We start from the raw sequence: 15,810 nt of genomic DNA on the forward strand, positions 1-15,810 counted from the left end.
AATTCAATTCTTGACGAAGTTAATTGTGCCTTTGGCTGCGCGATTCCCTGCGGGGAATCGCCAAGGCGCAGGTCGGGCCAGCACACTGCTGCGCATGAGCAACGAACTTGACGTGAAAGTGCTGGCCGACCGATATGTCGCCCAGTGGAACGAGCCCGATGCGGCGGCTCGAAGCGCGCTCATCCGCGAGCTGTGGGCGCACGACGGGATCCAGGTCCTGGTCGACCCGCCCCAGGAGATCCGCGAAGCCGCCGAGCAGCTCGCGTTCCCCGTGCCGCCCTTGGAAGTCCGCGGCTTCGACGCCTTGGACGCCCGGGTGGCCCGTGCCTACGAGATGTTCGTCGCGCCGGGCGAGTATGTCTTCCGGGCTCGCGGGGACGCGTTCCTCCTGATGCCCAACGTGGTCGGGGTCCGGTGGTCGATGGTGTCGGCCCGCGGCGCCGAGGCCGTCGGCGGGGGCCTGGACGTCCTGGCCTTGGACGGCGACGGCAGGATCCGTACCGACCACCAGTTCATCGAGGCGAGTTGATGGAGGAGAGCGTGCGTTTCACCAGGATCACCCGTACCGACGACGGCGGATCGGCGTTCGAGGCGCTGTTCGTCCCAACGGACGTCAGGCCTTGATCGCGGTGCCCTGAGCGGAGGTGAGGCGCCAGGAGCCGTGGGCGTCGGCGGCGTACACGTGGGTGTAGCGGCTCCCGGCGCTGAACGTGGTGCCGTCGGGGTTCGTGAAGTTCATCCCGGTACGTCCAACGACGATGCCCACCTTCCCGATGACTCGGACAATCGCCTCGTCCGGGAAGGAGTCGATCCGCGGAAACTGGAGCGACCCCGACGCCACCAGGTCGAGCACGATCCCTTTGTCGGCGACCGCCCCGTCCTCGACCCCCACCAGGATGAAGTCGTCCGCCAGCAACTCCTTCAGGTGGTCGAGGTCGTTGGCCACCAAGGCGTCGAAGAAGCTCTGGTCGTGCTTGAGGAGGGTGGCGCGGTCCGTGCTCATGGGCTGTCCGTTCGTCGGCGGTTGGGGACCGAGGGTAAACGTTGACGCCGGTGACAGGGTCAAATCCGCAGGTCCCTGAGGCGGTCCAGATAATTGGGTATCTCGTGACCGGTGGCGGAGCGGGAGCAGACTGTCCCGTCGTACACACGTCTGCTACTCTATGTTACGTGTTGACTACCTTCTGTCACCAACGGGAGCTCGTGTGAAAGTCGCCTGCGTCGGCGGCGGACCCGCCAGCCTGTACTTCTCGATCCTGATGAAGCTGGTGGACCCGTCCCATGACATCACCGTCTACGAGCGGAATCCGGCCGGATCGACGTACGGCTGGGGCGTGACCTACTGGGACGAACTACTCCACAGCCTGCACGCTGCCGACCCCGAATCCGCGCACGCCATCCGCGAGAGCTCGGTCCGCTGGGACAGCTGGGTGGCCCACGTCGGCGACCGCGCGACGGTGACGGTGGAGAGCGGGGACGAGGGCTTCGGCATCGGCCGGCACGAGCTGCTCGGCATCCTCACCGAGCGGGCCCGCTCCCTCGGCGCGCGCATCGAGTTCGAGCACGAGATCGCCGACGAGGACGAGCTGGCCGATGCCGACCTCGTCGTCGCCGGCGACGGTGTCAACAGCGCGCTGCGCGAGCGCCACGCCGACCACTTCGGCACCGAGATCGCGGTCGGGCGGAACATCTACACCTGGCTCGGCACCACCAAGATCTTCGACCACTTCACCTTCGGCTTCACGGAGACCGCGCACGGCTGGATCTGGTGTTACGGCTACGGATTCGGCGAGCACCACAGCACCTGCGTCATCGAGTGCGCCCCCGAGACCTGGAGGGGGCTCGGGCTCCACGAGGCGAACGAGGCCGACGGCCTGTCCCTCCTGGAGAAGCTCTTCGTCGACATGCTGGACGGGCACCCGCTGATCGGCCGGGCGCACCCTGACGGCAGCGCGCACTGGCTGAACTTCCGCACCCTGACCAACCGGAAGTGGTACCACGACAACCTCGTGCTGCTCGGGGACGCCGCGCACACCACGCACTACTCCATCGGCACGGGCACCGCCCTCGCGCTGGGGGATGCCGCCTTCCTGGTCGGCGCGCTGCACGGGGGCACACCCCTCCAGCCCGCCCTCGCCCGCTACGAGCGGCAGCGCAAGGCCGCGATCCGCTCCACCCAGACATCGGCCCGCTACAGCTCCCGGTGGTACGAGAACCTCCCGCGCTACATCGGCCTGCCGCCGTCCCAGGTGGTCACGCTGCTCGGTCAGCGGCATTCCCGGCTGCTCTCGCACATCCCGCCCCGGCTGTACTACCGGATCGACCAAGTGGGCGTACGGCTCTCGTCGCTGTTCTCGAGGGGCGTATGAGCCGGATGAGCTGATCGCGGCGGAGTTGCGCTCTGTACCTACTAGTATGTACGGTCAGTGCGTGGACACCAGGGAACGGCTGATCGAGAGCACCCGCGAGCTGCTGTGGGAGTACGGATACGTGGGCACCTCGCCCAAGGCGATCCAGCAGCGGGCCGGGGCGGGTCAGGGCAGCATGTACCACCATTTCCGCGGCAAGCCCGATCTGGCGCTGGCCGCGATCACCCGCAGCGCCGAGGAGCTGCGCGATCGCGCGGAGGCGGAGTTCTCCGGCCCCGGAGCTCCGGTCCAGCGGATCACCACGTACCTGCGCCGGGAGCGGGAGGCACTCCGGGGCTGCCCGGTCGGGCGGCTGACCCAGGACCGGGACGTGATGGCCGATCCCACGTTGCGCCGTCCGGTCGAGGAGACCTTCGCCTGGCTGCGCACCCGGCTCGCCGGGGTTCTCACCGAAGCACGGGCGGACGGCGAGCTCGACACCGCGCTCGACCCGTCGGCCACCGCCACCGCGCTCGTCGCGGTGCTGCAGGGCGGATACGTGCTGGCCCGCGCCGCCGGCGACGCGGAGGTGTACGCGCAGGCCGTTGACGGCGCGCTCGGCCTGCTCGCCGGACATGCCCACTGAGCTGAAAGAAGAAAACCATGCCATTTGTACGCATTGACGCGCTCCGTGCAGACGAGAAGCGGTTGGAGGCCCTGGGCCGGGCCGTGCACGATGCCCTGGTCGACGCCATCGGCATCCCGAAAGACGACCTGTTCCAGGTGCTCACCAGCCACGACGGCACGCGGCGCCTGTTCCGCTACGACGGCCACTACCTCGGCGTACACCGGGACGACGACCTCGTGTTCGTCGCCATCACCATGCGCTCCGGACGCACCGCGGCGCAGAAGCAGGCTCTCTACCGCAGGATCGCCGAGCTCGCCGAGGAGTACGCGGGCACCGAGCCGCGGAACGTGTTCGTCACGATCACCGAGAACGAGCCGCTCGACTGGTCATTCGGCGACGGCGTGGCGCAGTACGCGGAGGTCGGCCTGTGAGCGTGCCGGCGGCGTGAACCTGGCGGCCTCACTCACCGACTGTGCTTGGTGACGGGCGACAGGAGAACGAGATGACCGACGAGTTACTGGTGGTCCGCTGCCAGCTCGGCGAACGTGCGGCGTTCACCGAGCTGGTGGCTGCCTGGCATGTGCCGGTATGGAGGTATGTGCGGCGCATGCTGGATGCCGACAGGGCCGACGACGTGACCCAGGAGATCTGGCTGGCCGTGATCCGTGGGCTGCCCCGGCTGAAGGACCCCGGCCGGTTCACCCCCTGGCTGTTCACGATCGCCAGGCGGGCGGTGACCAACCGGCTGCGCGAACAGTACGGCGAGGCCGAGGCACCGGCCCCGCCGGAGCCGGTCGCCGAGGACTCGATCACCGCGCTGGTGGACCATGCCGAGCTGGTCACCGGGCTGTCCGGGCTGCCGGCCCTCGAACGGGAGATCCTGGTGCTGTTCTATCTGGAGGATCTCTCGCTCGAGGACTGCGCCGAGATCTGCGCCGTCCCGGTCGGCACGGTCAAGTCCCGGCTCAACCGGGCCCGTCGCCTGCTGCGTGAGCACCTGATCGAGAAGGGATTCCAGCGATGAACGACGAGCCGCGCCTGTCGGCGGAACAGATGATCGAGCGGCTGTCGGGGGCCCTGTCCCCGTGGCGGCGCCTCCGCGGCGTCGCGGCCCTGGTGGCAGGGCTGGCCGGGGCCGTCTTCGTGGTCCTGCTCTGGGCCACCGAACCTGGTCCGTTGCCGGGCCGTACCCAACTCGCCTTCGCCATGTTCACGCTGTTCTGCCTGGCGTGGGCCGGGTACGGAAGCTGGGCGATCACACGGCGGGCCGCACTGTTCGCCCTGGACCGGGTGATCGCCGCCTGGCTCGCCCTGGCCGCTTCGATCGCCACGACCGCCCTCACCATGACCCTCGCCGCCCAACGCGGATCCGGTCTGCTTCCCGCCGTCGTGGTCGGGGTCGTTTTCATCGCCGTGGCCGCTGTGCTCGCGGTGCGGGCCCATGCCGGGCGGGCCGCCCTGCTGCGCCGCAAGCGGGAACTGACCGGGTGACAGGTCCATGCGCCCGTCAGTCGATCCGTCCCAGCGGATCAGGCGCTTCCGTCAACGCGGAGCGCGCCGCCTGCCAGCTCTTGTCTTCGGGGTAGAGAACATGGCGCAGGTAAGCCCATGTGAGCTGCTGGATCAGGGCGACTCGTTCGGGGTTCTCATCCGTCGTTTCCGTGACGTTGTATCCGGAAATTCCGCCGAGCGAGTGTTCCGCCCCGAACAGCGTAAGCAGGGACTTTCCGCTGGGGCTCAAGAGATACGGGTCGGTAAACCAGTCCGGCCCCCGAACGGACAGGGCGGACTGGTCCCGATCCCCCGCGATCACCAGGGTCGGCGTGGTCATGTTCGCGAAGCTCGGGTTCATGAAGGGAAAGTGCTCGGCCGCGAACGGAGTCAGGTCGGCTCCGCCCCGCCCAGGAGCGGCAAGCAGCACACCCGCTGTGATCCGCGAGTCGGACAGGTCCTCTCCCGTTCCGCCCTCGGGATCGAGGACTCGCGCGCCCAGCAGCAAGCTCGCCGTCTGGCCGCCCCACGAGTGTCCGGCCACGGCGATGCGGCTTCGATCGAGGCGCCCGCTGAGGCCGGGAACGGAGGCTTCAAGGAGATCAAGCTGGTCGAGGACGCGCTTCAGGTCCTCGACCCGGAAACGCCAGATCAGTGGGGTACGGGGATCGTCAGGGGGAAGGCTCAGCGTCCGCGAGTCGAGATGGGTGGGTTGGATGACCACGAAGCCGTGAGCGGCCCAGAAGTCGACCAACGGGGCGTAACCATCCAACGACTCGCCAAAGCCGTGCGAGAAGATAATGATCGGCAATTCGCGGCCGATCGCGGGCGCGGACACGCGTACTCGCAGGTCCTCATCGCGGCCCGGGGCTGGCAGCACTACCGGCTTCACCGAGACGATCGCAGTGGGCTCGTCCGTGAGCGCCAGGTCTGATTGGCTCATAGCAACGTCTTCCTTCCAAATGTGTGTGTCATCGCTGGGCCGAGGTGGTGATGAGCTCGTCGGTGACCCACCGTGCGACGTCGGCGGGGTAGGGCGCCTGCAGTCCGAGAACGATGTGCCGGAAGCCGGCGTCGATCGCTTCGCCGATCGCGTCCCGGGTGGTGCCGGGATGGTCGTAGGAGACCGGCAGGTGGATCGAGCGGATGATCGAGGCGGGGTCCCGGCCGATCTCGGCGCAGTAGCGGTCCAGCAGCGCGCTGCGCTGGACGACGTCGTCGATGTCGCCGCCGGGGATGTTCCAGAGGTCGGCGTGCTCGGCGACCACACGCAGGGTCGCGGCCGAGCGCCCGCCGATGATGATCGGCGGATGGGGGCGCTGGACGGGTTTGGGGTTGCCGAACGCTCCGGTGAGCTGGACGTGGGTGCCGTCGAAGTCGAACGGTTCGGTCTCGGTCCACAGCCGCCGGATCACGGTGCATGCTTCGGCGAGGCTGCCCACGGCGTGGGCGGTTTCGTGGAAGGGCAGGCCGTGTGCTTCGTACTCGCGCCGGGCCAGCGGGTGGCCGGGCCGCGAGCCGACGCCGATACCGAAGTCGAGCCGTCCACCCGAGACGATGTCGACGGTCGCCGCGATCTTGGCCAGCATCGCGGGCGGCCGGAAGCGGTTGCTGGTCACGAGCACGCCGATCCGCAGTCGCCGGGTCTGTGGGGCGAGGGCCGAGAGCAGCGTCCAGCCTTCGTGGGTCGGTCCGTTCGGGTCGCCGAAGATCGGCATGAGGTGATCGAACAGCCACGCGTGCTCGATCTCCGGGATCGTGTCGGCCTCGCGCCAGACCCGCAGGATGTCCTGGTAGTCGACCTGTGATGGGGCGGTCATGATCCCGAAGCGAGTCCGGGGTGTTTGTGGCATGGGGTATTCGTCCTTTTGACACGAGGAAGCGCGTGGCTTGGTGCTCTGGCATGATGAGCAAGAGGAACCTTGTTCCGATTACGATAAGGAACGTTGTTCCGTTTGGCAAGTTCGGCAACGGAGGGAATGACACGGTGAACGACAGCGCAGGGGGCGCGGCCCCGCGCAAGCGGGCCGACGCCCGGCGCAACGAGAGGACGCTGCTCGACGCCGCCGCGGCGGTCTTCGTGACCTCGGGCGTCGAGGCGCCGGTGCGCGACATCGCGGCCAGGGCGGGGGTCGGGCTGGCCACGATCTACCGCCACTTCCCGACTCGGGCGGATCTCATCATCGCCGTCTACCGACACCAGGTCGAGGCCTGCGCCGAGGCCGGTCCGGCCCTGTTGGCGAGCGGCGCGACCCCGCACGCCGCGCTGGGGCGATGGATCAACCTCTTCGTCGACTTCCTGGTCACCAAGCACGGACTCGCCGCCGTGCTGCAGTCCGACAGCGCCGGCTTCGACACGCTGCACGCGTACTTCCTCGACCGGCTCGTGCCCGTGTGCGCCCAACTGCTCGACGCCGCGGCCGTCGCCGGCCAGATCCGCGCGGACATCGATGCCTACGAGCTCATGCGCGGTGTCGGAAACCTCTGCATCGGCGCGGACAACGATCCCCGCTACGACGCGCGCCGGCTGGTCGAACTCCTCATCGCGGGCCTGCGCCTGCCGCACTAGCCGCCGCGCGTATCGGACGGCACATACGGAACGATGATCCGAATGTCTGTCAGGTCCAGCGTCCAGCTGCGCGGCGCGAGGTCCGCGTGGCGTCATCGTAGGTCATTGAGGCTTGCGATGGCGCCACGATGGCGTCATAGTTGTGTCATGGATTCTGTGCCGCACGTCGAGCACCTCCACCGCGTCGCGCGCTCACCCGCCGGACACACGGCGGTAGAAGTGAGCGGTCAGTCAATGGCCCACCCCCTGGCACGGCTCCACGACGTCGATCGCGACCCGATCATCGCGCGCGTCCAGCGGGCGTTCGCCGACGGACGCCTCGGCTTCGCCGAGATGGAAGAGCGGCTCGAAACGGCTCTCAGCGCCGTGACTCGGGCCGAGCTGGCGCGGGCTGTCGCCGACCTGCCCGAGCCCCCCGACGAGGTGGTCCGGCTGAAGACCACCAACGGGCGCGTCAGACGGACGGGCGACTGGCAGGTCCCGCGCCTGCTGCGGATCGAGTCCGATTACGGCGGCGTGGTCCTCGACCTGTCGCGGGCCGTCATCGCGCATTCCGAGATCGAGATCGACCTCCAGCTCGCGTACGGCTCCGCCACGATCGTCCTGCCTCCCGGCGCGACGGCCAACGTCGACGGGACGCAGACCGAATGGGGCAGCGTGATCTGCAAGACGGCGGGTCGGCCGCGTCCAGGGGCGCTGCACGTCCAGGTCACCGGGAAGCTCGGCTACGGCCGCCTGAGAGTTCGCTCCGCGCGCCGACTTGCCAGGGCTTGACCCCACGCGGCCGGCGCATGGCTTCGGCGTGCTAACTGTCTGTCGTCCGGCTGCCGGAGAAGAGCTGCCGCCAGCGTTCGGCTGCCTGGATCATGTCCTGGCCGACGTGCTCGAAGAACCGGCCCGCGTCCTGTAGCCGGGTGCCGGCGGGTGTGGTGGCGCCGAGGACCTCGGCTCCTTTGCGGGCGAACTCCGCGAGCGTGGCGTTCTGCCGGGCACTGGCCAGCCACGATCGGAACCAGACGTCGTCGTCGATGATGTACCGGTCGCGCCGCCGCCGCGGGTCGCGTTCGCGCCGGATCAGCTCCTGCTGTTCGAGCTCCCCGATGGCCTTGGAGATGGACGCCGGGCTGACCTGGAGGCGCTGGACGAGTTCGGCGGCGGTGAGGCTGCCGCTGTCGGTGGTGTACAGGCAGGTGAGCACCCGGGCGGTCATGCGCGGCAGCCCTGTCTGGATCATCAATACGGTGAACTGCTCCTCCAGCTCGTGGACCGCTTCCGGGTCCCGCCCGTGCGCCTCGCCGGCGACCCGTGGCCCCTGGGCCGGGGTCGGCCTGCGCCGGCGGGCACGGCTTTCTGTCGCCTGGTGTGCCTGGTCGGGCCGGTAGCCGCCGGCGCCACCATTGCGGGTCACCTCCCGGGTGATGGTCGAGGTCGGTCGTTCGAGGCGCCTGGCGATCTCGGTGTAGGTGAGTCCGCCGGCCAACCCCTCGGCGATGTGGCGGCGGTCCTGATGGGTGAGCCTGCCTCCCGGCATCGGTGGTCGCCTCCTGTTGCTGTGTTTTCGACAGTATTGCGTTCGCGAGCATCTCATTGCAATAGCCGGTGAGTGCATGTTGCATTCGACTTCATACTCATTGCAAGAAGCGACGCTTCTACCTGCACAAATAGAAATAGATTCATCATTTACGTTGACAGTTTCGTAAAGGCAAAGTAGCTTTTGTCATGCGCTGAACACGTACTATCGCAAAGGAATCGACATGACCAGATCCCTCCCTGTCGCGGCACGGCTGCTCATCACCGCGGTGACGGTGGCGGGGGCCACCATGGCGGCCCCCGCGGCATCCGCGTCCGGCCATGCCGGGGTCCAGCGGGCGCTCGACGATGCCGTGGCCAAGAGCGGTGCTCCCGGCATCGTCGCCGAGGTCCGTGACGGTCGCGGGAAGTGGTTCGGCTCGGCGGGCGTGGCCGACACCAAGACCGGTCGCAAGCGCCAGGCGCAGGAGCGGTTCAGGATCGGGAGCGCCACCAAGGCGTTCACGGCCGCCCTGGTCCTGAAACTGGCGGCCGAACGCAAGCTGAGCCTGGACGACACGGTGGACAAGTGGCTGCCCGGCCTGGTCAAGGGCAACGGCTACGACGGCGGCAAGATCACCGTCCGGCGGCTGCTCAACCACACCAGCGGGATCTTCAACTACGGCAACGACAAGGACTTCTTCGCCAAGGGCGTGGGCGCCGCGTGGTTCAAGAACCGCTACGACACGTACACCCCTGAGGAACTGGTGCGGATCGGCCTGGCCAACCCGCCCTACTTCCAGCCGGGCGGGGGGTTCGCGTACTCCAACACCAACTACTTCCTGGCCGCCATGATCGTCGAAAAGGCGACCGGCAGGACGTACACCGAAGAGCTTTCCCGGCTGATCCTCCGCCCGCTGGGGTTGACCGGGACGTACCTGCCGGGTGGCGAGGCGAAGATCCGCGGGGTGCACCCCGTGCACTACTCCACGCTGTTCTCCCAGGACGCCGACCCCAAGATCTACGACGCGACCGAGATGAACCAGTCCTTCGCCTGGTCGGCCGGCGGCATCGTCTCGACCACCGGGGATCTCGGCCGGTTCTTCGGCGCACTGCTGGGCGGACGCCTGCTGCCGGCCGCCCAGCAGCGGGAGATGTTCACCATGGTCACGACCCAGAACTGGATCCCCGGCACCACATACGGCCTCGGCGTCTTCGCCCAGAAGCTGTCGTGCGGCGTCACGGTCTGGGGCAACGCCGGCGCCACCTACGGGTCGTGGACGTACGCCATGGGCACCCGCGACGGCAAGCACATGGTCGTCAGCCAGGTCAACGGCGACTGGAGCGGCCTCGGCGTCTTCAGCGACGTGCTCGCGGCGGAGTTCTGCCCAGCCGAGTCCTGACAGGCCGCCTGCCCCACTCTCTCTGTGTGATGACGCCAATGTGACATCATCGGTGGCACGAGAACTTGTCATGGCGTCGAAATAGCGTCAGAATGGCGTCATGGAACTTCATCCCACGTTCGACACCCCTGAGCCGATCTCGGTCAGGATCGACCTGCCCGGCGGCGACGTGCGGATCATCGCGAGCGACCGCACGGAAACGGTGGTCCAGGTGCGGCACGACGATGACGACGAGGAGGCCGCGATCCAGGTTGGCTACGAGCATGGCACCCTGGTCGTCACGAGCGCGAGCCGCCAGGGCTCGGAGCCGCCCCGCCCCCATCGTGGCAACCTGATCGTCGAGGCCGTGAAACAGCTCAGCCGGGGCCTGCTGGTCGGCGGCTGCGCATCGGTGCAGGTGACGATCGAACTGCCGTCGGGTTCGCACGTGCACGGCCAGACGATGGGCGGCGGCTTCGACTGCTCGGGCAGGCTCGGCGAGTGCCGGCTCCGTACCGACTACGGCGACATCCGGCTGGACCAGGCCGGCCCGGTGGACCTGACCAGCGACAGCGGCGAGATCTCCGTCGAGCGGGTTACCGGCCACGCCGAGATCACCAGCGCGTCGGGCGAGATCACGGTCCACGAGATCGACGGCACCGCGTCGATCAGGAACGACGATGGCGAGAGCCACATCCGCGACATCACCGGCGACCTCCGGTTGATCAGCGACAGCGGCGACATGGCCGTCGACCGCGCCCACGGCGCGATCGAGGCCAAGTCTGTGGACGGCAGCGTGCGGATCGGCGAGGTCACCCGCGGTTCGGTCGTCCTGGCCAGCCAGTCCGGCGACGTCGAGGTCGGCATCACGCGGGGCACCGCCGCGTGGCTCGACGTCAGCACGGCCAACGGCAGCTTGCGCAACTCCCTCGATCCGCACGACGACGCGGAGGGGTCCGACGAGGTCGTCGAAATACGCGCCCGCAGCCATGACGGCGACATCGTGATCAGACGCGCCTGACTCCGGAACCACCCAAGGACGCTCGCCGTAGAAGCTGACGACCCGACACGCCCGCCACCGCGCTCGCGACCTTGTTTGCGACCGAGCCTGCCACCTCGCCTGCACTCGCGCTTGCGACCGCGCCCGCCACCTCGCCCACGCCCTCGCCTGCCACCTCGCCCTCGCCCAAGCCGTCGATGACGCGCAGCCCCGGGTCGTTGATCGATGCGTGGGTGTTCCAGCGCCACATGCCACGTGCCGTGTGTCGCGGGAGAACTGCTGAATCTGATCCGCCGGATGCGGCCACCGTCATAGAACACCGGCCTGCGCACGGCGCGCCCGTCATCGTGGATGAGGTCGGCCCAGACGCCCACCGTGGCGTACCCACCGGGCTCCGGGGAGGTCTGCGGAGGCGGTGAACGTGATCTCAGCCTCGCGCCAGACTCCGCGAATATGGATGATGTCGCCCATCAGCGGACGAACCTCTTGGTTCTATGCGATGAGGTATAAGACATCCTCATATGGTGCGGGATTGCCGGACGGGCCCTCCATCCGGAGTCCGGTGGGCGAACCGTCTCGATCAGGGGGAGAACATGGGTAATCGTGGTGCGGACGATGTCACGGCCTCGCCCGAGACGATGCTTGACGTGCTGGAACGCCGCGCGGCCAGTGCGCCGGAGGCGGAGCTGGTGCGGTTCGAGGACGGGACGTCGCTGCGTGTCGGGGAGTGCCACGAGGGGGCGCTCGCCGTGGCGCGGGGGCTGGCGGGTCTGGTGGCGCCCGGCGATCGGGTGGTCACGTGTCTGCGTCCCGGCCGGCGGTTGATCGAGGTGGTCTTCGCTCTGGCCAGGCTCGGCGCGGTGGAGGTGCCGCTGGCTTTGGATGTACGGCCGGCGGCAGCCCGGCAACTCGCCGGGGTGACGGGGGCGCGGGTGCTCATCGTCGGGACGGACGCCTTGGGCGGCAACCCCGATCTGATCGCGTTGGCCGCGGAGATGGAGCACGTGGTGCTGGTGAGGGAGGGGAAGCAGGCTGGGGTGCCAGGTTCGGTCGATCTGGAGGGCTTGCTCGCTTCGCCGGGTCGACGTTCGGTCGATTTGGGGGATTTGGTCGCTTCGCCGGGCCGGCTTGCGTCGTGGCGTCCGGGGCCGGCGGATCCGGCCGTGGTGATGGCGACGTCGGGCACCACCGGCCGGGCCAAAGCGGCGCTGTTGCCGCATTTCGCCGGGGTCCGGCATGCCCGGCGGGTAGCCCACACGATGGATTACGGTGCGGACGACGTGCTGTTCAACGTTTTTCCCTGGAACCACATCAACGTCCGGCACGCGGGTCTGCTCCCCGCGTTGATCAGCGGCGCCACGCTGGTGGCGCACGCGCGTTTCTCCGCTTCCCGGTTCTGGGAGACCTGCCGGCGAGAAGGGGTCACCGCGTTCAACTTCATGGGCGCGATGGTGGCCATCTTGGAACGGGCTCCCGTGGCCGCCGACGATGATCGCCACCAGGTACGCCGCGCCTATGGCGGACCGGCGCCCGAGGCCCTGTCGAGGCGATTTCTGGATCGGTTCGGTGTGTTGCTGCTGGAGGCGTACGCGTGTACCGAGCTCGGTGATGTGGCGGCGAGCACGCCCGACGTTCGGCGGCCGGGCGCGGCCGGGCAGCCCGTACCGGAGTACGAGGTGGTGATCAGTGACGAGGACGGGCGTCCGCTGCCGGCGGGACAGGTCGGGCAGATCACCGCCCGGCCGAGGGCGCGGTCGATCGTCTTCACCGGGTATGCCGGTGATGACGAGGCCACCGGGAAGGTTCTGCGCGACGGGTGGTTCTGGACGGGGGATCGCGGGTGGCTCGATGAGGACGGGTTCCTGTATTTCGCCGGTCGCCGCGCGGATGTCATCAGGCGGCGCGGCGAGAACATCGCGACCTGGGACGTGGAGCAGGTGGTGGCCGCGATGCCCGGTGTCCTGGAGGTGGCCGCGGTGGGCGTGCCCTCGGAGTTGACCGAGGAGGAGGTGCTGGTGGCGGTGACCGTGGCGCCCGGAGCCGTACTGCGCGCGCCGCAGGTGCACGCCTGGTGCCTGGATCGGCTCCCGCGACACGCCGTCCCCCGCTACGTGCGCGTGCTCGACGACCTGCCGCGCAACACCAACACCAAGGTGGTCAAGGGGGAGCTGCGCGGTGCCGGAGTCCCATCGGACGCCTGGGACGCCCAAGCCTGACCACGTGGACCGCTGGACAGACCGGGAGGGTCGCGTTCCGGCGATCCCGCGCTCTACGTTCGAGCCTTCTGCACATGGGAGGAGACCGGCATGCCGGACAGGTTGCGGATTCTCGACCTCACCGATGAGCTGGCCTTCCACGGGGCGCGGCTACTGGTGGGGCTCGGGGCGGATGTCGTACGCGTCGAACGCTCGCCCGCCCCGGCACTGTCGCGCGCGGAGACGCTGCACTGGCATGCGGGCAAGCGGGTCGTAGGCGTCCCGGAGAGCCCTGGTGCGCTCGACCGGCTCGTCGAGCAGGCTGATGTGGTCATCGAGAGCGGCCCCCTCGACCAGCTACTCGGCGTACGCGCAGGAGCCGACACGGCATCCCGCACGAAAGACGGCACGCAAGGCGGCGCGGGAGACGGTACGCAGGGCGGCGCGGGAGACGGTACGCAGGGCGGCGCGGGAGACAGTGCCGGGGCGGGAGACCGTACGCGAGACGGCGCGGTGTCGCGCTGGCCGGGGGTGGTCCACGTCGTGGTCACGCCGTTCGGCACGACCGGCCCCCGGCGCTCGTGGCGAGCCGACGACCTCGTAGCCGCGGCCGCCGGTGGCATGGCCTGGCTGGGCGGGCAGCCCGGCCAGCCGCCCAAGCCGCCGCCCCGCGAGCAGGCCACCCAGCTCGCGGGGGCGCACGCGGCCATCGCGGCGCTGCTCGGCGTCATCGCCCGTGACCGCACCGGGCTGGGGCAGCTCATCGACATCTCCGTGCAGGAGGCGGTGGCCGCCACGCTGGAGACGGCCGCCATCTCCTGGATCCACGCCGGCCGGTACCCGTCCCGTAATGGCGGGGTGTACGAGCACGTGGCGCACCGCGTCTTCCGTGCCGCGGACGGTCATGTCGCGGGCGGGTACTCCGGTAGTGACCGCATGTGGACGGATCTGCTCGCCTGGATGGCGGAGTCGGGCGAGGCCGAGGACCTGACGGAGGAGAAGTGGTCTGATCCCGTCTTCCGCTGGCGGGGCCGGGCCCACGTGGACGAGATCGTGGCCAGGTTCGCCGCGAAACGTTCCGCCGCGTTCATCGCCGCGGAAGGACGCGCCCGGGCGCTGCCCTGGGCGGAGGTCGCCACGGCCGACCGCCTGCCCGCCAACCCCCAGCTCACCGAGCGTGCCTTCTTCACGCGCATCCTGGGCGAAGGGTTGCCGCGCGACGGCGTCACGGACGTGGGCTTCCCCTTCGCCGCCCCGGGCCTCCCACGCCCGGTACGCCTTAGCGAGCCGCTTCCCGCCGATGCCGAGACTCCCTGGCAGACCTCGCGCCCCCGAGGGGTCCGGGAGGGGTCCGGCGGGCGCTTGCTTGCGGGGGGGTCCAGTGACGGGTCTGGCGCACGCTCGCTCGCCGGGATCCGGGTCCTGGACCTGACCTGGGTGCTCGCGGGCCCGTACGCGACCAAGACGTTGGCCGAGCACGGCGCGGACATCATCAAGATCGAATCCCGGCATCGGCAGGATCCCACGCGCTTCGCCCCATCGATGAGGCTGCGGCCCGAAGCGGGGTTCGACGACAGCGGCTACTTCATCAACTTCAACCGTGAAAAGCGCGGCGTCGCGCTCAACCTGCGTACCGAGCCCGGTCGCGAGGTGCTGCGGCGGCTCGTCGCCGAATGCGACGTGGTCATCGAGAATTTCAGCCCCGGCGTGCTCGACAGGTGGGGGCTGTCCTACGACCGGATGGCGGAGCTGAACCCCGGCGTCATCCTGGTGTCGATGGCCGGTGTGGGGCAGAGCGGACCCTGGCGGGACGCGGTGACCTTCGCCGACACGCTCGCCGCCATGTCCGGGCTCACCAGCGAGACCGCCGATCCCGGCGAGGAGCCGCAGGGGCTGACTTTCGGGCTGGGCGACATGGTGGCCGCCAACTCGGCCGTCCTGGCCGTCCTGGACATGATCGCGGCCGGTCGCGGGGGACACGTGGACCTCTCCCAGCTGGAGTCGATGGCCGCGTCGATGGGGCCGGCCGTGCTGGAGACGGAACTCGGCGACTCCCGTACGGACTCCCGTACGGCGGCCCAGCCCAACCGGCACCCGCGGATGGTTCCGCACGGTGTGTACCCGACCAGAGGCGACGATCGCTGGATCGCGCTGGCCGTACGCGGGGACGCGGAATGGCGGCGCCTCGCCGAACACGCTGGACTGCCGAGGTCGGCGTCCGCCGGACTGTCGGAGCCGGCGTCCGCTGGGCTGCCGGTGTCGGCGTCCGCCGGGCTGGAGGAGCGGCGCGGGCACGAGGACGAGATCGACGCCGCCCTGGCGGCCTGGTGCGCGGAACACGACGGCGAGTCCCTGGCGGCCGAGCTGCAAGGGCTGGGCATAGCCGCCGCCGTCGTCGCCACCGGCCGGGACCTGGTGGAAGCCGACGAACACCTGGCCGCTCGCGACTTCTACCCGGTGCTGGAGCACGCGCTCGCGGGTCCGGTCCGGCACGAGGGCATCGTCGTCCGCATGTCCGCCACCCCTGGCGCGCTTACGGCACCGGCCCCCCTGCTGGGCCAGCACACCGACGCGGTGCTGAAGGGCCTGCTCGGCATGGATGACGACGAACTCTCCCGGCTACGCGAGGCTGGGGTCCTGGAATGACGCCGCCGGAATGAAACCGCTGAAATGACACCACGGGAGGGC

Annotated in this window: 17 protein-coding genes; 12 read left to right on the forward strand and 5 right to left on the reverse strand. The window is 69.2% G+C overall.

Going from position 1 to position 15,810, the window contains the following annotated elements; translation table 11 throughout:
• Nucleotides 1-94: 94 nt before the first annotated feature.
• Nucleotides 95-529 (forward strand): hypothetical protein, encoded by a 435-nt coding sequence (locus AB0B91_RS05460; RefSeq protein ID WP_358316034.1) that lies wholly within the window; start codon nt 95-97, stop codon nt 527-529.
• A gap of 84 nt (nt 530-613) precedes the next feature.
• On the opposite strand, the gene AB0B91_RS05465 is transcribed toward AB0B91_RS05460, so the two are convergent.
• Nucleotides 614-1,003: a nuclear transport factor 2 family protein gene (locus tag AB0B91_RS05465; protein WP_358316037.1), complete on the reverse strand. Its 390-nt coding sequence runs from the start codon at nt 1,001-1,003 to the stop codon at nt 614-616.
• A 202-nt stretch (nt 1,004-1,205) separates the two neighbouring features.
• On the opposite strand from AB0B91_RS05465, the gene AB0B91_RS05470 reads away from it, so the two are divergent.
• The 5 genes from AB0B91_RS05470 (at nt 1,206) to AB0B91_RS05490 (ending at nt 4,467) form a co-directional block, all read left to right on the forward strand.
• A complete protein-coding gene (locus AB0B91_RS05470; RefSeq protein WP_358316040.1) occupies nt 1,206-2,369 on the forward strand; it encodes an FAD-binding monooxygenase in 1,164 nt (387 codons plus the stop codon).
• Nucleotides 2,370-2,430: 61 nt separating this feature from the next.
• Nucleotides 2,431-2,994 carry a TetR/AcrR family transcriptional regulator gene (locus AB0B91_RS05475; protein WP_358316043.1) on the forward strand — a complete coding sequence of 188 codons (564 nt, stop codon included), beginning with the start codon at nt 2,431-2,433 and terminating at the stop codon, nt 2,992-2,994.
• Between the two features lie 17 nt (nt 2,995-3,011).
• Nucleotides 3,012-3,407, forward strand: a complete 396-nt coding sequence (locus AB0B91_RS05480; protein ID WP_358316046.1) for a tautomerase family protein — start codon at nt 3,012-3,014, stop codon at nt 3,405-3,407.
• A gap of 71 nt (nt 3,408-3,478) precedes the next feature.
• Nucleotides 3,479-4,000 (forward strand): RNA polymerase sigma factor, encoded by a 522-nt coding sequence (locus AB0B91_RS05485; protein ID WP_358316049.1) that lies wholly within the window; start codon nt 3,479-3,481, stop codon nt 3,998-4,000.
• Complete coding sequence (locus AB0B91_RS05490; RefSeq protein ID WP_358316052.1) at nt 3,997-4,467, forward strand: hypothetical protein; 471 nt, start codon at nt 3,997-3,999, stop codon at nt 4,465-4,467. The genes AB0B91_RS05485 and AB0B91_RS05490 overlap by 4 nt, the downstream gene beginning before the upstream one ends.
• Nucleotides 4,468-4,483: 16 nt before the next feature.
• Here AB0B91_RS05490 and AB0B91_RS05495 read toward each other — a convergent pair whose 3' ends face one another.
• Nucleotides 4,484-5,410 (reverse strand): alpha/beta fold hydrolase, encoded by a 927-nt coding sequence (locus AB0B91_RS05495; protein ID WP_358316055.1) that lies wholly within the window; start codon nt 5,408-5,410, stop codon nt 4,484-4,486.
• A 28-nt stretch (nt 5,411-5,438) separates the two neighbouring features.
• Nucleotides 5,439-6,287: an LLM class flavin-dependent oxidoreductase gene (locus tag AB0B91_RS05500; protein ID WP_358316057.1), complete on the reverse strand. Its 849-nt coding sequence runs from the start codon at nt 6,285-6,287 to the stop codon at nt 5,439-5,441.
• Between the two features lie 167 nt (nt 6,288-6,454).
• Between AB0B91_RS05500 and AB0B91_RS05505 the strand changes: the two genes are divergently transcribed.
• Both AB0B91_RS05505 and AB0B91_RS05510 read left to right on the forward strand, forming a co-directional pair.
• Nucleotides 6,455-7,036, forward strand: coding sequence for a helix-turn-helix domain-containing protein (locus tag AB0B91_RS05505; protein WP_358316060.1), 582 nt, complete (start codon nt 6,455-6,457; stop codon nt 7,034-7,036).
• A 147-nt stretch (nt 7,037-7,183) separates the two neighbouring features.
• The gene (locus AB0B91_RS05510; RefSeq protein ID WP_358316063.1) at nt 7,184-7,810 is read left to right on the forward strand and encodes a DUF1707 domain-containing protein; all 627 of its coding nucleotides are present in this window, start codon (nt 7,184-7,186) and stop codon (nt 7,808-7,810) included.
• 31 nt (nt 7,811-7,841) lie between these two features.
• On the opposite strand, the gene AB0B91_RS05515 is transcribed toward AB0B91_RS05510, so the two are convergent.
• Entirely contained in the window at nt 7,842-8,567 is a 726-nt protein-coding gene (locus AB0B91_RS05515) for a MarR family transcriptional regulator (RefSeq protein ID WP_358316065.1), read from the reverse strand.
• A gap of 223 nt (nt 8,568-8,790) precedes the next feature.
• Between AB0B91_RS05515 and AB0B91_RS05520 the strand changes: the two genes are divergently transcribed.
• Together AB0B91_RS05520 and AB0B91_RS05525 are read left to right on the forward strand one after the other, a co-directional pair.
• Complete coding sequence (locus tag AB0B91_RS05520) at nt 8,791-9,948, forward strand: serine hydrolase domain-containing protein (protein ID WP_358316068.1); 1,158 nt, start codon at nt 8,791-8,793, stop codon at nt 9,946-9,948.
• 100 nt (nt 9,949-10,048) lie between these two features.
• Nucleotides 10,049-10,948, forward strand: coding sequence for a DUF4097 family beta strand repeat-containing protein (locus AB0B91_RS05525; RefSeq protein WP_358316071.1), 900 nt, complete (start codon nt 10,049-10,051; stop codon nt 10,946-10,948).
• Here the strand turns inward: AB0B91_RS05525 and AB0B91_RS05530 are convergent.
• Entirely contained in the window at nt 10,935-11,177 is a 243-nt protein-coding gene (locus AB0B91_RS05530) for a hypothetical protein (protein ID WP_358316074.1), read from the reverse strand. The two genes, AB0B91_RS05525 and AB0B91_RS05530, sit on opposite strands and share 14 nt — an antisense overlap.
• Nucleotides 11,178-11,520: 343 nt before the next feature.
• Here AB0B91_RS05530 and AB0B91_RS05535 point away from each other — a divergent pair, with 343 nt between their 5' ends.
• Nucleotides 11,521-13,143: an AMP-binding protein gene (locus tag AB0B91_RS05535; RefSeq protein WP_358316077.1), complete on the forward strand. Its 1,623-nt coding sequence runs from the start codon at nt 11,521-11,523 to the stop codon at nt 13,141-13,143.
• Between the two features lie 90 nt (nt 13,144-13,233).
• A complete protein-coding gene (locus AB0B91_RS05540; RefSeq protein WP_358316080.1) occupies nt 13,234-15,768 on the forward strand; it encodes a CoA transferase in 2,535 nt (844 codons plus the stop codon).
• The last annotated feature ends 42 nt before the right edge of the window (nt 15,769-15,810 follow it).

The sequence above is a fragment of the Nonomuraea sp. NPDC049141 genome (assembly GCF_040648415.1).
Lineage (GTDB): Bacteria > Actinomycetota > Actinomycetes > Streptosporangiales > Streptosporangiaceae > Nonomuraea.

Bases quoted from the DNA above. Each gene is read 5' to 3' on its own strand.
- AB0B91_RS05460 (WP_358316034.1), top strand. From the start codon at position 95: ATGAGCAACGAACTTGACGTGAAAGTGCTGGCCGACCGATATGTCGCC.
- AB0B91_RS05465 (WP_358316037.1), bottom strand. From the start codon at position 1,003: ATGAGCACGGACCGCGCCACCCTCCTCAAGCACGACCAGAGCTTCTTC.
- AB0B91_RS05480 (WP_358316046.1), top strand. From the start codon at position 3,012: ATGCCATTTGTACGCATTGACGCGCTCCGTGCAGACGAGAAGCGGTTG.
- AB0B91_RS05485 (WP_358316049.1), top strand. From the start codon at position 3,479: ATGACCGACGAGTTACTGGTGGTCCGCTGCCAGCTCGGCGAACGTGCG.
- AB0B91_RS05490 (WP_358316052.1), top strand. From the start codon at position 3,997: ATGAACGACGAGCCGCGCCTGTCGGCGGAACAGATGATCGAGCGGCTG.
- AB0B91_RS05495 (WP_358316055.1), bottom strand. From the start codon at position 5,410: ATGAGCCAATCAGACCTGGCGCTCACGGACGAGCCCACTGCGATCGTC.
- AB0B91_RS05500 (WP_358316057.1), bottom strand. From the start codon at position 6,287: ATGACCGCCCCATCACAGGTCGACTACCAGGACATCCTGCGGGTCTGG.
- AB0B91_RS05510 (WP_358316063.1), top strand. From the start codon at position 7,184: ATGGATTCTGTGCCGCACGTCGAGCACCTCCACCGCGTCGCGCGCTCA.
- AB0B91_RS05515 (WP_358316065.1), bottom strand. From the start codon at position 8,567: ATGCCGGGAGGCAGGCTCACCCATCAGGACCGCCGCCACATCGCCGAG.
- AB0B91_RS05520 (WP_358316068.1), top strand. From the start codon at position 8,791: ATGACCAGATCCCTCCCTGTCGCGGCACGGCTGCTCATCACCGCGGTG.
- AB0B91_RS05525 (WP_358316071.1), top strand. From the start codon at position 10,049: ATGGAACTTCATCCCACGTTCGACACCCCTGAGCCGATCTCGGTCAGG.
- AB0B91_RS05530 (WP_358316074.1), bottom strand. From the start codon at position 11,177: ATGTGGCGCTGGAACACCCACGCATCGATCAACGACCCGGGGCTGCGC.
- AB0B91_RS05535 (WP_358316077.1), top strand. From the start codon at position 11,521: ATGGGTAATCGTGGTGCGGACGATGTCACGGCCTCGCCCGAGACGATG.
- AB0B91_RS05540 (WP_358316080.1), top strand. From the start codon at position 13,234: ATGCCGGACAGGTTGCGGATTCTCGACCTCACCGATGAGCTGGCCTTC.